The organism is Planktothrix agardhii (genome assembly GCF_904830935.1).
GTDB lineage: Bacteria > Cyanobacteriota > Cyanobacteriia > Cyanobacteriales > Microcoleaceae > Planktothrix > Planktothrix agardhii.
The window spans coordinates 2,925,669-2,939,392 of the sequence record NZ_LR882952.1; the positions used below are offsets into that span (position 1 = coordinate 2,925,669).

The following is a 13,724-nucleotide window of genomic DNA, read 5'->3' on the forward strand; positions in this document are numbered from 1 at the left end:
AAAACTCACCTATTTTTATTGGCAATAATTATGTCTAAACGTCCAATTTATCTGGATTGTAACGCTACAACCCCCGTTGATCCCTTGGTTTTAGAAGCAATGTCACCCTATTTTACGGAATATTTTGGTAATGCCGCCAGTATTAATCATATTTATGGGTGGGAGGCTGAAGCCGCTGTTAAACAGGCTAGAGAAATTATTGCTAATGGAATTAACTGCTCTCCCGAAGAAATTATTTTCACCAGTGGAGCTACGGAATCTAATAATTTAGCCTTAAAAGGAGTAGCTGAAGCCTATTTTAATAAAGGTAGACATATTATTACTGTCATAACCGAACATAATGCTGTTCTTGATCCTTGTCATTATTTAGAATCTTTGGGGTTTGAAGTTACTTATCTGGGGGTAAAATCCGATGGACTGATTGATTTATCTGACCTAAAAATAGCCCTGCGTCCCGATACTATTTTAGTTTCGATTATGGCAGCTAATAATGAAATTGGAGTGCTGCAACCCTTAGCTGAAATTGGAGAACTTTGTCATAATCATGAGGTTTTATTTCATACTGATGCCGCCCAAGCTATTGGTAAAATCCCTCTGGATGTTCAGCAATTAAATATTGATTTAATTTCTTTAACCGCCCATAAAATTTATGGCCCTAAAGGAATCGGAGTATTATATGTACGGCGGAGAAATCCTAGGGTGAAATTAGCACCTCAACTTCATGGTGGGGGCCATGAACGTGGAATGCGTTCAGGAACTTTATGTACCCCCCAAATTGTCGGATTTGCTAAAGCAATTGAAATTGCCTTATCCCAAAGGTTAATTGAAACTCAAAGGTTAATTCAACTCAGAGAAAACCTCTGGAATAAATTATCAACCCTAGAAGGAATTTATTTGAATGGTCATCCAACCCAACGGTTAGCTGGAAATTTAAACATTAGTATTGACGGCGTTGATGGTCAAGCATTACTATTAGGATTACAAACTATGATGGCGGTATCTTCTGGTTCTGCTTGTACCTCGACAAAAATTGAACCCTCCCACGTTTTAAAAGCATTGGGTCATTCGGATAATTTAGCCTATGCTTCGATTCGTTTTGGTTTGGGTCGATTCACTACAGAATCAGAAATTAACCAAGTAGCAGAGCATACGATAAACACTATTCAAGCCTTGAGAAAAGTCGCATCTCGCTCAACAAATATTTCAATTTTGCCTAATTAGAATTCTGTTTTTCCAGCCAACTTAAAACATCTTCCTCCGAGTGTAAATCATAGGTTAGACCACTTTTGGGATCATAAATATGCCATTGGGCGGAACCTAACAAATTAGAACTTTTCCAAACATAAGGTTCTGATTTTGTTGAGAGATTAGAGAATTGAATGGGTTGATTTAAAATCAGCCAAAGGGTTCGGAATAAATGAAATCTTTTTGTTGAATTAGGATCGGAAAAATCGAGTTTAAAACAGTCCTCGATAATGCCATATTTTACCTTGATAAAATCCCGATATTCCCTGTTCATTTGAAGGAAATAAAACCGTATCAGGAATTAATTCTAATTTGCGATAAATTTCCCATTGAGTTTTCATAATAAACACTCCTTTTTAAAAAAGTTTAGGTGCTACAAAAGACCCTGAATTTTTGAGTCGGAGTATCAAGTCTTTTATAGCAGGGAACAGCCCCCCAAACCCCCCGTGCACAGGGGGCTAGGGGGGGAGGGAACAGGGGGGAAATACTTCACCGTCTGGGTTTTAAGATCCGTCTGGTGTCTTAATGTATTTATTGTTACAGAAATTTCTGAACTTATCAAGGAAATGTCAAGGTTTCTTGAATAATTCTGGGCTACCGACTGCTACCGGGAAGGTAACCTCCCTCCTCAAACACTGGTATCGTCACTGGATTACTGGATTGTCACTGGATTGTCACTTTTTAGATTTATCCCCAAGTTTAGATAAAAATGGCTTTAAATAATCCTGAAGCTTTGGCATTTCAAAAATGCGATCGCACTATTTTAGTAGAGGATGTGTAATTAATTTTGTTTAGGTACTTATAAGCTATTGTCCCTAAATCAATAGGACAACCCAAAATATCCTCTTACCACCGAACCTGGTTTCTTCGTGTAAAATTGTAAAATCACCCTTTCTCCCTATGATTAACCTTCTATGAAAAGCGCATTTTTAGACCGTCTGCATAGTCCTGAACGTCCCGTTATCGTGTTTGATGGGGGAATGGGAACTAACCTACAAACCCAAAATCTCACCGCCGAAGACTTTGGCGGGAAAGACTACGAAGGTTGTAATGAATATTTAATATATACCAAACCCGAAGCCGTTGCTAATGTTCATCGAGGCTTTTTAGAAGCGGGTGCAGATGTTATTGAAACCGATACTTTTGGCGCCACTTCTATTGTTTTAGCTGAATATGATTTAGCTGATAAAGCTTATGATTTAAACAAAACCGCCGCCGAATTAGCTAAAGGTTTAACAGCAGAATATTCTACACCAGAAAAACCCCGATTTGTTGCGGGTTCAATTGGGCCAGGAACAAAATTACCTACCCTCGGACATATTGATTTTGACACCTTACATCATGCTTTTGCAGAACAAGCGGAGGGATTATTTGATGGAGGTGTGGATTTATTCATCGTTGAAACTTGCCAAGATGTGCTGCAAATTAAAGCCGCATTAAACGGAATTGAAGACGTTTTTACTAAAAAAGGAGAACGTCGTCCGATTATGGTTTCCGTCACAATGGAAGCCTTTGGAACCATGTTAGTCGGGTCAGAAATGAGCGCGGCATTAACAATTTTAGCCCCCTATAATATTGATATTTTAGGTTTGAATTGTGCCACTGGCCCCGATTTAATGAAAGAACATATTCGTTATTTATCGGAAAATTCCCCGTTTATTGTTTCCTGTATTCCTAATGCTGGTTTACCGGAAAATGTTGGTGGAAAAGCCCATTATAAACTTACGCCACTTGAACTAAAAATGGCGTTAATGCACTTCGTTGAAGATTTGGGAGTTCAGGTGATTGGCGGCTGTTGTGGAACCCGTTATGAGCATATTCAAGCCTTAGCTGAAATTTCTCAAACCCTGAAACCCAAACAACGGGAACCGCAATTTATTCCCTCGGCGGCTTCAATTTATAGTCCCCAAAGTTATGAACAAGAAAACTCGTTTTTAATTATTGGTGAACGTCTCAATGCTAGTGGGTCTAAAAAATGCCGAGATTTACTTAATTTAGAAGACTGGGATGGGTTAGTTTCCTTAGCAAAATCTCAGATAAAAGAAGGGGCGCAAATTTTAGATGTTAACGTCGATTATGTTGGGCGAGATGGCGTAAGAGATATGAAAGAATTAGTCTCTCGCGTTGTGACTAATGTTAATTTACCCTTGATGTTAGACTCGACAGAATGGCAAAAAATGGAAGCGGGGTTAAAGGTATCTGGGGGAAAATGTTTACTCAATTCTACTAACTATGAAGATGGGGAAGAACGCTTTTATAAAGTGTTAGAAATTGCTAAAAAATATGGTGCTGCTATTGTGGTGGGAACCATCGATGAGGAAGGAATGGGAAGAACCGCCGAGAAGAAATTTGAAATTGCTCAACGGGCTTATAATGCGGCCGTTAATTATGGTATTCCTGCTTATGAAATCTTTTTTGACCCCTTAGCATTACCGATTTCTACGGGTATTGAAGAAGACCGAAATAATGGCAAAGCCACGATAGATTCTATTCGTCAAATTCGTCAAGAATTGCCCGGATGTCATATTGTTTTAGGGGTTTCTAATATTTCCTTTGGTTTAAATCCGGTGGCGCGGCAAGTCTTAAATTCGGTGTTTCTGCATGAAGCTATGCAAGTGGGGTTAGATGCGGCTATTGTTAGCGCCAATAAGATTTTACCCTTGGCAAAAATTGACCCCGAACATCAAGAAGTTTGTCGCAAATTAATTTATGACCAGCGAGGATTTGATGGGGATGTTTGTGTTTATGACCCATTAGGAGAACTGACCAATTTATTTCAGGGTAAAACCACAAAACGAGATCGTTCTGGAGATATTAACCTTCCGATAGAAGAACGTTTAAAACGTCATATTATTGATGGAGAAAGAATTGGATTAGATGATGCTTTAGCCGCAGGTTTAAAACAATATCCTCCCCTAGAGATTATTAATAATATTCTTTTGGATGGGATGAAAGTGGTGGGAGAATTGTTCGGGTCTGGACAAATGCAGTTACCTTTTGTATTACAATCAGCCCAAACTATGAAAGCCGCCGTTGCCTATTTGGAACCGTATATGGAGAAGTCAGAAACGGGGAATAATGGCAAAGGAATGTTTTTAATTGCTACCGTTAAAGGGGATGTGCATGATATTGGTAAAAATTTAGTTGATATTATTTTATCAAATAATGGCTATCGGGTGCTTAATTTAGGGATTAAACAACCCGTGGAAAATATTATCAATGCTTACAAAGAACATGGCGCGGACTGTATTGCCATGAGTGGATTATTAGTTAAATCCACTGCTTTTATGAAGGAAAATTTGGAAGCATTCAACAAAGAAGGTATTACAGTTCCGGTGATTTTAGGCGGTGCAGCATTAACTCCGAAATTTGTCTATGAAGATTGTCAAAATGCCTATCAAGGTCAAGTTATTTATGGCAAAGATGCTTTTTCTGACTTGAATTTTATGGATAAATTAATGCTTGCAAAAATAGCGGGAAAATGGGATGATTCCCAGGGATTTTTAGGGGAATATGCAGAAGTCAAGAAAATTAAAGTTAAGTCAGAAACAGTTAAAAATGCTTCAGAAAATCCTGAAGAAATTGTGATTGATACCAGACCTTCTGAAGCCGTTGATGTTAATATTGAACGTCCCACCCCTCCTTTTTGGGGAACGAAAATTTTACAACCGCAAGATATTCCTATAGAGGATATTTGGTGGTATTTAGATATACAAGCGTTAGTTGTAGGTCAATGGCAATTTCGCAAACCCAGGGAACAATCAAAGGAAGAATATAATCAATTTTTAGCTGAAAAAGTCTATCCGGTTTTAGACGAATGGAAAATCAAGATTTTAGCGGAAAATTTATTACATCCTACGGTGATTTATGGATATTTCCCCTGTCAGTCGGAGGGAAATTCGCTATTAATTTTTGACCCAGAAAATTATCAAAAACAGGTTGCCCGATTTGAATTTCCTCGACAAAAATCAGGAAAACGCTTGTGTATTGCGGACTTTTTTGCCTCTAAAGAAAGTGGCAAAATTGATGTTTTCCCGATGCAAGCGGTAACTGTTGGAGAAATTGCTACGGAATACGCGCAAAAATTGTTTGCTGAGAATGACTATAAGAATTATTTGTATTTCCATGGAATGGCGGTGCAAACGGCTGAAGCGTTGGCAGAATGGACTCATGCAAAAATTCGTCGGGAGTTAGGATTTGGAAATGAAGAACCGGATAATGTGCGGGATGTTTTAGCCCAACGTCATCGGGGTTCTCGCTATAGTTTTGGATATCCGGCTTGTCCGAATATTCAAGACCAATATAAGCAGGTGGAGTTATTACAAACTGACCGAATTAAGATGTATATGGATGAAAGTGAACAGATTTATCCAGAACAGTCTACAACGGCTTTTATTACCTATCATCCTGTTTCTAAATATTTCAATCTTTAACCCCATCTTTCATTTTTACTAACCCATTATGGGTTAGATGTGTTAAGATGAGTGTAGAGTGTCCCTGAGAAGGTAGATTTATTTTTAAGTTCTACCTTTTCGGAGTATTCATTTGACCATCAATTTACAATATCTTTCGCCCTTTTTGGAGGCAAAAAAAGATTCCTTATGAAAACTACAGTAATTGATGTAACTGGACTCAGCGACAAGCAAATTGCTCTTGTCGAAGAAATTGTAACAGCACTTCGGTCTGTTCCTGACAATCAACAAATTAATCAAGGAGGTAATGATGACGTAACCGTAACTCCAGAAGATGATGAACTCAGGCAACTTCATGAAGAATTTAGTTGGCTGATTGCCAATATTGGCGTTAAAGAACCCATCAACAGAGCAAACATATGTGACACAGGATAAAATGCAAAAAAGCTTCCTAGATACAAATATATGGGTCTATTCTGTAGACACCCAGAGTGGGGATAAACACAGAGCATCATTAAAGATTTTAAGACCCAGTGAACGTGAAATATTGTGCGTTTCAGATCAAATTCTTTCAGAATTTTATTCTGTTATGACCAGTAGTAGCCAAGTCAAAAAACCCCTTACACCAGTAGACACAATATGGAGAATAAAAAGACTGATTCAAATGCCCAATATCCAACTGTTACCAAAACCCTCAAACTTGACTAATCGTTTGCTGGAATTGTTGGAAAATCATCCGGTAACTGGTGCAACCGTTTTTGATGTTATGCACGTTGCTACAATGATGTCACACGGAATCAGGCGAATATATACTTTTAATGTTGATGATTTTGCTTGGTGTAGAGACATGGATATTGAAGTGATTGTCCCAGAGTAACTAATGTATTCCTGATGACTAGGTTGAACCTAGTCATCAGACGACGATGCTCTGCCTCATCGTTATATTGAAAAACTAGAGATGGAATTTCACTCGTCTAAAGGGGGTGTTGTATCCTTAATTTTTTGACCTTGTTTTTCTTCAATAATTTGTTTAAATCTTTCAATTTGCTCTTGTTTTTCCTGCTGATTTTTAGCAGGATAGAATGTTAAATCTTGGGCATAGGGTTTCCGACGGCGGAATAACACGCGCAACGCTTCAACATCTTCCTCGCCACGATGTTCTAAAGCATAAGCTTTGAGTTCAGCATTGGTCATTTTTTCAAAATCTGATATCATAAAAACTCCCAAATTCCAGTGCTTAAAACAATAATTTCTATGTCCTCACCTGCTAGAATATAAACTTCTCCAGTTTGGGATTATGACATAAATACTATACTAAAGATTAAGCCCTGAAGGGCTTACTACGGGTTTAGTTTTTTAGGCGTTTTCCTTCTCCTTGAATGCGTAAATATTCGCCAAATAATGCTAAGAATCCAGATGCTAAAATTAGGATGACGCTCAAGGCATTAATATCGGGTTTGACTCCAGTTCTAATTCGACTAAATATTTCCATGGGTAGGGTATTTGCCCCACTTCCGGCGGTGAAACTAGCGATTAAAAAATCATCCATACTTAATACAAAAGCTAGTAAACAACCTGATATAATTCCGGGCATTAATTGGGGTAATAAGACTTGAATAAAAGCCTCTATGGGTGTTGCTCCGAGATCTAAGGCGGCTTCTTCTAAATGGGGGTCTAAATCGGCTAAACGGGTGGAAACAACTAAGGCAACGTAGGCTAAACAAAAGACAACATGGGCGGATACAATTGTCCATAAACTGAGGGGAATGGCAACGGCGGCTAAAAATACTAGGGTTGCCACCGCCATGGCAATATCAGGAATAATTAATGGTAAATAGGACGCTCCTTGATATAATCCTTTTCCTGGGAAATGATAACGGGCTAATCCTACGGCCATTAATGTACCAATAATCGCGGCAATTCCTACCGCACAAATTCCCACGATTAAACTATTATTTAAAGCGGTTAAAATTCTGGTATCTTGGAATAATTTGACATACCATTCTAATGTAAATCCTTCCCAGCCTGCACTATATCGAGATTTATTAAAACTAAAAAATGTTAATACAAAAATCGGCAGGTACATATAAAAAAACATCAAACAGACAAAAACTACCTGCCAAGAAATTCTAAACTTTGGTTTAGCAGCCATATCAAGGATCTCCTCTGGTTGTTGTTGGATTTCTTCCATAAATTTTTCCTAATTTATTTTAATTAACGAGACGGTTTAGGATCTCCATATTTAATTAAAAGTGCGATCGCAATACTCACCCCCAAAATTAATACCATACTCAAGGCTGAACCAAAACCCCAATTTTGAGTCGAGCCTAAAAATTGGTTATAAATTAATCGAGAAACCGTCATACTTGAGGCTCCTCCTAATAGTTCAGGATCGACAAAATCCCCCATTGAACTAATAAAAACTAGCAGAGATCCGGCGGCAATTCCGGGCAATGTTTGGGGGACGGTGACTTTCCAAAATGTTTCTACAGGTCTCGCTCCTAGGTCGGCGGAGGCTTCTAATAATCGTCGATCTAATTTTTCTAAAGACGCATATAAAACCGTGACCATATAGGGTAAATAACTATAGGCCATGCCAATTAAAACCGCCGGAGTTCGATTTAATAGTTCTAAGGCGGGTAATCCAATTAATCCTAAAACGGAGTTTAATACTCCGGTTGGTCTTAATATAGTAATCCAAGCATAGGTTCTTAATAAAGAAGATGTCCACAGGGGTAAAATAAAGGCTAATAGTATTATATTTCGCCACTGTTTCGGGGCTAATTGAGCAATCCAATAGGCGACGGGAAATCCGAGAAGTAAACAAATTGTGGTAGTCCCAAAGGCATAAAATAGCGATCGCCAAATCACTAATAAATTAATCGGTTCAAATACTCTTAAATAATTATAAATGCCATTGGGAATTACCAAATCCCCAGGGCGAATATCCTTAACTAAACTGAGTTGAAAAATCAATAAAGTTGGTAGGATTAATAAGAGTAATAACCATAAACCCGACGGCCCTAATAATGCCAGTGGGCCAATTAATTGAGAACCCAGTTGTCGCCAGCCTTTTTTAATCGGGGGTGGAGAAGAAGTTATCGGAGTTTTTGTTGAAATAGTCATAGATCAGGGAATTACGAATTACGAATTAAGAATGAGGAAAAAAATCATTTTTCTCTGAGAGTTTGACCCTGGTTGAATATTCTAATTACCTTAACAATTGCTATAGATTAGTTAAGGGTTAGCAGTTAACAATTAACTGGTTAGCCGTGTCCAATACCGTTCATAAATTTCATTGGCTTCACCCAAATCATGAATCATTTCACTGCGAGCTAGGATTGATTCTGGAGGAAATAAAGTTGGATCATTTCTCAAAACATCGGGTAATTTTTCATAAGCTAATCTCGAAGGAGTGGCAAATTTTAACCGATCTACTAAGGTGGCGGCGACATCGGGTCGCAACATAAAATCAATCCATTTATAGGCACCTTCGGGGTTAGGAGCACTTTTAGGAATGACCATTGTATCAATCCATACAGATGATCCACTATCAGGAGTAATATATCTTAAATCCTCATTTTCCTCCCGAATTTCCGCCGCATCGGAGGAATAACACATTGCTATTGATAAATCCCCGACAATCATTTGAGGTCGCCAAGAATCCGTGGTAAAAGAAGCGATTTTTGGTCGTAATTCTACTAATTTCTCATAGGCTTGTCGAATTTGATTGGGGTCAGTAGAATTATAGGAATAGCCTAACATAATTAACGCTGCTCCCATGACTTCCCGCACATCATTAAGTAACGTGAACCGCTTTGATAACTTATCTTTATTTTCCCATAAATAACTCCAATCTTTCGGGAGAGTTTCTAATTTATTCGGGTTATAAATTAACCCCGTTGTTCCCCAACTAATTGGCACACTATGAAGACCGCCCGGATCATAAATCGGGTTTTGAAATTGGGGAAATAAATCCTCTAATCCCACTAATAAAGAGTGATCGAGTTGCGCCAATAACCCTATTTGGATCATTTTTTCTACCATATATCCCGAAGGATAGATGACACTATAAGCACCTGCTCCTCCGGCTTGGAGTCGGGCTAACATGGCTTCATTAGAATCGAAGACATCCGCCACAACTTTTAACCCAGTTTCCTCTCTAAAATGATCTAACAAATCTTGATCCGTGTAGCCAGACCAAGTGTAAATGTACAGAGTATCGGAGGAAATCTGAGTGTTTGGGGTGGTTTTGACCTCAGCTAATGTCCAACCACAGCTTGATAGGGACGATGCTACCATCGCAGTAACGGAAGTTTGCAAAAACTGACGTCGTGTTTGAGCAACCCTAAAATTCCGATGTTTTTGTGGATAAGTCGGAGACACTGTTTTTTCTCAGTGGAAGTTTAACAAATTCAACAATTGATGTAATTTTCCCATAGGATAGGGAAAAAATGTACATCAATTGAGAATAATATCCCGCAACTGGGCTAACTCATACAACCAAATTAACTGAGCTTCTGAATTTGATCTAGGAAATAAAACCTAGACTTGAGCTTCAGAAACCCGTTTTCTCAAAAGACTGAGTTTCTCAGTTATGGCGTCACACTTGATAGTTGACGTAGACTTTCTACTTGTTGTTCTTTGAGTTGCTGTTCAATTTGATCCTTAACAATTTGGCGGTATTCATAGAAATGTTCTACCTGTCCACAAACCACTAAATAATGATCTAAAACCCTGGGTTTGTGTCGTAAAATATTCCATAAATATCGCCAAAACGTCGAGCGAGTTTCCCGCACAACCCCTTGATACCAACATAAAATAAAGAGCGCTCGCATTGTTTTCATATCCACTAATTTCCGTCCGATAGAATTAGTTTTTGGCTCTCCAATCATCATAAAATGACGGTAAGTGCGATCCAAATATCGTTGAGGATCATATAATTCATAAAATCCATTGACATATTCTAGGGCGATTTCTTCAATTGGTCGAGTGGGCAGAAAATTCATTAAGGTAGTTTGATTCGCATTCCCAGTTTCCTTAATTAATCGTCCTTCTTTTTCTAAACGATGCCAAAGGGCGGTATTAGGTAAAACCTGCAACATACTAAACATAGCAATGGGAATGGTGGTTTTTTCCACAAACCGGACAATTCGATCGCCCGCCCCGGTTTCTTCCCCATCAAAACCAATAATAAATCCCGCCATCACCCGTAACCCAGATCGGATAATTTTTTCCACGGAATCACTCAAAGATCCGCGAGTATTTTGGAATTTTTTAGTTAAATTTAAGCTATCTTCATCGGGAGTTTCAATTCCCAAAAAGACAGCCCGAAAATTACACTCAACCATCAAATCCATTAATTCTTGATCCTGGGCTAAATCAATGGAAGCCTCCGTGGTTAAACGGAAAGGATAATTATTATCCTTCATCCAAACTTTTAATTCATGCAGCAATAACTTAACGTTGCGTTTATTGCCGATAAAATTATCATCCACTAAGAAAACACCCTGACTAAAATTTAACTCTTTTAACCGATCCAATTCTGCTAAAAGTTGAGCCGGAGTTTTAGTTCGAGATTTCCGTCCATATAATACAATAATATCGCAAAACTCACACTGAAACGGACAGCCGCGGGAGTATTGCAAAGAAATCATATCGTATGCTTCTTTCTCCAATAAATCAAAGCGAGGGATAGGAGATGTCGTAACATCGGGTTTGTCTCCTTCTATGCGAAAAACCCCTTTTTCATCCCCTCTTTCAATCGCTTCTACTAATAACGGTAAAGTAATTTCTCCTTCATCTAAAACCAAATAATCCGCCCCGGCAATTTCTGCCGATTCGGGTGTGGATGTGGGATAGGGGCCCCCTACAGCCACTTTTTTACCCCGTCGTTTTGCCTCGCGAATTTGCTCCAAAAAATCATCTTTTTGGACAATCATGGCCGAAACCATCACCAATTCTGCCCAATTCCATTCGGCTTCGGTGATCTCTCGAACATTACGGTCTACTAATTTAAACTCCCATTTTTGGGGTAAAATAGCCGCTACCGTAATTAAACCTAAAGGCGGAAGTAAGGCTTTTCGGTTGACTAAGGCAAGGGCTTTTTCAAATGACCAGAAACTTTGGGGGAAAATGGGATAAATTAAAAGAACACGCATTATAATTAACCCTGTAAAAGATCAGACTCCTAAGTTTAAAAACTCTATGAAAATCATTGATTTTCCTATAGTTTTGCCACTTCTTCAGCAAGAGTATCTACAGTATAACGAATTTGTTCTTCCCTGTGGTTACAAGTAATAAAAAATCGCAAACGCGCCGCGTTTTTAGGCACTGAGGGATAAAACATAAAAGGTACATTAATTCCCCGCTTGAACAAATTTTGAGAGAGTTGTACTGATTTCCAAGAATCTCCAACAATAATAGGAATCACGGGAGAATCTTGACTTAACCCGGTATTTAAGCCTTGATCTTTCGCTAAAGTTAAAAATAATTTAGCTCTTTGATGTAACTTTTCTACCCGTTGAGGTTCATTTTTTAATACCTGAATTGCCGCGATCACAGAAGCCGCATTAGGTGGAGAAATTCCCACACTAAAAACAAATCCGGGGGCGGTATATTTCAGATATTCAACTAATGATTTAGATCCGGCAATATATCCTCCACAACTGGCAAAGGATTTGCTTAAAGTTCCCATCCATAAATCTACATCATGGGGATTAATTTCAAAATGTTCTCCAATTCCCCGACCGTGTTTTCCTAATACCCCTATAGAGTGGGCTTCATCCACCATTAAAAAGGCTTTATGATGTTTTTTAATCTGAATAAATTCGGGTAAATTGGGAATATCTCCATCGGTACTATAGACCCCTTCGACAATAATTAAAACCCGTTGATAACGAGGGCGCCGTTCTCGTAATATTTGATCTAAAGCTTGCCAATTATTATGGGGAAAGGCGATCGCCGTAGCCCCAGATAATAAAGCTCCTTGCAATAAACTATTATGACTCAGGGCATCATGTAAAATCAGATCATGTTGTCCGAATAAATGCCCCACGGTGGTCACATTAGTCGCATGACCGCCAACAAAAACAATACTATCTTCTACCCCAACAAAATCAGCGATCGCCCGTTCTAATTCTTGGTGAATTACCTTTTCACCCGATAATAAACGACTGGCACAGGCTGAGGTTCCATAGCGATCAATTGCCTCTTTTACAAACTGAGAAATAATCGGATCACCACACATTCCTAAATAATTATAGGTGGCATAATTAATATAGTCTTGACCGCGAATTCTAGCCCGATCATTGGCAATTCCCTCCTGGGGTGTAAAAAAGGGATTTCCTAATCCTAAATCTGCCAGTTCTTGCTGTTGTTGTTTCAGATGTAGATATTCAGGAAAGTATTCAATTTGATAATATTCGGCTGGAATTTCAGGCAGAGGGGCAGATTTCGCTTTTTTTTCCAGTAATTCTGCGAGAAGCGATCGCTTTTCTTGACAAGATAACTGACTAACAGAAGGTAATAAACTAATCATTGATTTCTTCCTGTTCTGATAATAAAATATTTAATAACGTATCGACATCCGTATCCGACAATTGATCTAAATGTTGTAAAAGATGTTCCGCATCTTTCGGGGAAATCCCGTTTTGATATTGGGTAATATCCAAGGTGTTGTGATCGGCTAAATATTTAGCCAAAGTACAAATATTGGGATAATCCCATAACAGGGTGGGGGGAAGTCGGCGTCCCAAAATCGTTTCCAAGTCTCCAGAGAGGTTAATTGCTTCAATAGAGTTGAGGCCATAATTAGTAAAATCCTCCTCTAAATCAATCTCTAAAGCTTCTAACTCTAACCGTTCCGCGAGTTGACTGACTAACCACCCCTCAATTGTGGCGACAGACTCGAAAGACTCAATGCCCTTCACCAATGATTCTGGATGATGCACCGTTACCGATGGTTGTTGGGGTTTTGTCCCATTCATAGACGCATTTAACACTTGCATGAATCACTCCTCCATCACCCTAAAACTTTAGCATCCCAAGATAGCAGAATCCTGTTTT

The 13,724-nt window shown here is 38.7% G+C and carries 13 protein-coding genes and 1 pseudogene; 4 read left to right on the forward strand and 10 right to left on the reverse strand.

The annotated features are described in order from the left end of the window. The first annotated feature begins 30 nt into the window (after positions 1-30). Complete coding sequence (locus NMG88_RS13760; RefSeq protein ID WP_026788021.1) at positions 31-1,221, forward strand: IscS subfamily cysteine desulfurase; 1,191 nt, start codon at positions 31-33, stop codon at positions 1,219-1,221. On the opposite strand, the gene NMG88_RS13765 is transcribed toward NMG88_RS13760, so the two are convergent. Both NMG88_RS13765 and NMG88_RS22505 read right to left on the reverse strand, forming a co-directional pair. Further along, positions 1,214-1,519 (reverse strand): hypothetical protein, encoded by a 306-nt coding sequence (locus tag NMG88_RS13765; RefSeq protein ID WP_254035531.1) that lies wholly within the window; start codon positions 1,517-1,519, stop codon positions 1,214-1,216. The two genes, NMG88_RS13760 and NMG88_RS13765, sit on opposite strands and share 8 nt — an antisense overlap. Then, positions 1,458-1,586, reverse strand: a complete 129-nt coding sequence (locus NMG88_RS22505) for a hypothetical protein (protein ID WP_278047054.1) — start codon at positions 1,584-1,586, stop codon at positions 1,458-1,460. Before NMG88_RS22505 ends, NMG88_RS13765 begins: the two co-directional genes overlap by 62 nt. Before the next feature lie 573 nt (positions 1,587-2,159). Here NMG88_RS22505 and metH point away from each other — a divergent pair. The 3 genes from metH to NMG88_RS13780 all read left to right on the forward strand — a co-directional run bounded on the left by metH (position 2,160) and on the right by NMG88_RS13780 (position 6,534). Then, on the forward strand, positions 2,160-5,678 hold the full coding sequence (gene metH, locus NMG88_RS13770; protein ID WP_235751580.1) for a methionine synthase: 3,519 nt from the start codon (positions 2,160-2,162) through the stop codon (positions 5,676-5,678). A 168-nt stretch (positions 5,679-5,846) separates the two neighbouring features. Next, a complete protein-coding gene (locus NMG88_RS13775; protein ID WP_254033928.1) occupies positions 5,847-6,092 on the forward strand; it encodes a hypothetical protein in 246 nt (81 codons plus the stop codon). Further along, positions 6,079-6,534 carry a type II toxin-antitoxin system VapC family toxin gene (locus tag NMG88_RS13780; protein ID WP_231516719.1) on the forward strand — a complete coding sequence of 152 codons (456 nt, stop codon included), beginning with the start codon at positions 6,079-6,081 and terminating at the stop codon, positions 6,532-6,534. Before NMG88_RS13775 ends, NMG88_RS13780 begins: the two co-directional genes overlap by 14 nt. Positions 6,535-6,623: 89 nt before the next feature. On the opposite strand, the gene NMG88_RS13785 is transcribed toward NMG88_RS13780, so the two are convergent. The 8 genes and pseudogenes from NMG88_RS13785 to NMG88_RS13815 all read right to left on the reverse strand — a co-directional run bounded on the left by NMG88_RS13785 (position 6,624) and on the right by NMG88_RS13815 (position 13,666). Next, positions 6,624-6,872 carry a DUF6887 family protein gene (locus NMG88_RS13785; protein WP_227350745.1) on the reverse strand — a complete coding sequence of 83 codons (249 nt, stop codon included), beginning with the start codon at positions 6,870-6,872 and terminating at the stop codon, positions 6,624-6,626. Beyond that, positions 6,869-6,940, reverse strand: a pseudogene (locus NMG88_RS22710) (DUF6888 family protein); the annotation flags it as partial. The pseudogene NMG88_RS22710 and the gene NMG88_RS13785, both read right to left, overlap by 4 nt. Before the next feature lie 65 nt (positions 6,941-7,005). Beyond that, positions 7,006-7,848, reverse strand: coding sequence for an ABC transporter permease (locus tag NMG88_RS13790; RefSeq protein WP_026788025.1), 843 nt, complete (start codon positions 7,846-7,848; stop codon positions 7,006-7,008). A gap of 23 nt (positions 7,849-7,871) precedes the next feature. Continuing rightward, positions 7,872-8,783: an ABC transporter permease gene (locus NMG88_RS13795; protein ID WP_042154659.1), complete on the reverse strand. Its 912-nt coding sequence runs from the start codon at positions 8,781-8,783 to the stop codon at positions 7,872-7,874. A 132-nt stretch (positions 8,784-8,915) separates the two neighbouring features. Continuing rightward, positions 8,916-9,959 carry a polyamine ABC transporter substrate-binding protein gene (locus tag NMG88_RS13800; protein WP_081846469.1) on the reverse strand — a complete coding sequence of 348 codons (1,044 nt, stop codon included), beginning with the start codon at positions 9,957-9,959 and terminating at the stop codon, positions 8,916-8,918. A gap of 293 nt (positions 9,960-10,252) precedes the next feature. Beyond that, the gene (locus NMG88_RS13805) at positions 10,253-11,818 is read right to left on the reverse strand and encodes a B12-binding domain-containing radical SAM protein (RefSeq protein WP_227350743.1); all 1,566 of its coding nucleotides are present in this window, start codon (positions 11,816-11,818) and stop codon (positions 10,253-10,255) included. A gap of 65 nt (positions 11,819-11,883) precedes the next feature. Then, positions 11,884-13,197, reverse strand: a complete 1,314-nt coding sequence (locus NMG88_RS13810) for an aminotransferase class I/II-fold pyridoxal phosphate-dependent enzyme (RefSeq protein WP_042154653.1) — start codon at positions 13,195-13,197, stop codon at positions 11,884-11,886. After that, positions 13,190-13,666 (reverse strand): acyl carrier protein, encoded by a 477-nt coding sequence (locus NMG88_RS13815; RefSeq protein ID WP_027255137.1) that lies wholly within the window; start codon positions 13,664-13,666, stop codon positions 13,190-13,192. The genes NMG88_RS13810 and NMG88_RS13815 overlap by 8 nt, the downstream gene beginning before the upstream one ends. Positions 13,667-13,724 lie beyond the last annotated feature (58 nt).

Excerpts from the sequence above, each read along its gene's own strand:
- NMG88_RS13760 (WP_026788021.1), top strand. The coding sequence starts at position 31 with ATGTCTAAACGTCCAATTTATCTGGATTGTAACGCTACAACCCCCGTT.
- NMG88_RS13765 (WP_254035531.1), bottom strand. The coding sequence starts at position 1,519 with ATGAACAGGGAATATCGGGATTTTATCAAGGTAAAATATGGCATTATC.
- NMG88_RS22505 (WP_278047054.1), bottom strand. The coding sequence starts at position 1,586 with ATGAAAACTCAATGGGAAATTTATCGCAAATTAGAATTAATTCCTGAT.
- metH (WP_235751580.1), top strand. The coding sequence starts at position 2,160 with ATGAAAAGCGCATTTTTAGACCGTCTGCATAGTCCTGAACGTCCCGTT.
- NMG88_RS13775 (WP_254033928.1), top strand. The coding sequence starts at position 5,847 with ATGAAAACTACAGTAATTGATGTAACTGGACTCAGCGACAAGCAAATT.
- NMG88_RS13785 (WP_227350745.1), bottom strand. The coding sequence starts at position 6,872 with ATGATATCAGATTTTGAAAAAATGACCAATGCTGAACTCAAAGCTTAT.
- NMG88_RS13790 (WP_026788025.1), bottom strand. The coding sequence starts at position 7,848 with ATGGAAGAAATCCAACAACAACCAGAGGAGATCCTTGATATGGCTGCT.
- NMG88_RS13795 (WP_042154659.1), bottom strand. The coding sequence starts at position 8,783 with ATGACTATTTCAACAAAAACTCCGATAACTTCTTCTCCACCCCCGATT.
- NMG88_RS13800 (WP_081846469.1), bottom strand. The coding sequence starts at position 9,959 with ATGGTAGCATCGTCCCTATCAAGCTGTGGTTGGACATTAGCTGAGGTC.
- NMG88_RS13805 (WP_227350743.1), bottom strand. The coding sequence starts at position 11,818 with ATGCGTGTTCTTTTAATTTATCCCATTTTCCCCCAAAGTTTCTGGTCA.
- NMG88_RS13810 (WP_042154653.1), bottom strand. The coding sequence starts at position 13,197 with ATGATTAGTTTATTACCTTCTGTTAGTCAGTTATCTTGTCAAGAAAAG.
- NMG88_RS13815 (WP_027255137.1), bottom strand. The coding sequence starts at position 13,666 with ATGCAAGTGTTAAATGCGTCTATGAATGGGACAAAACCCCAACAACCA.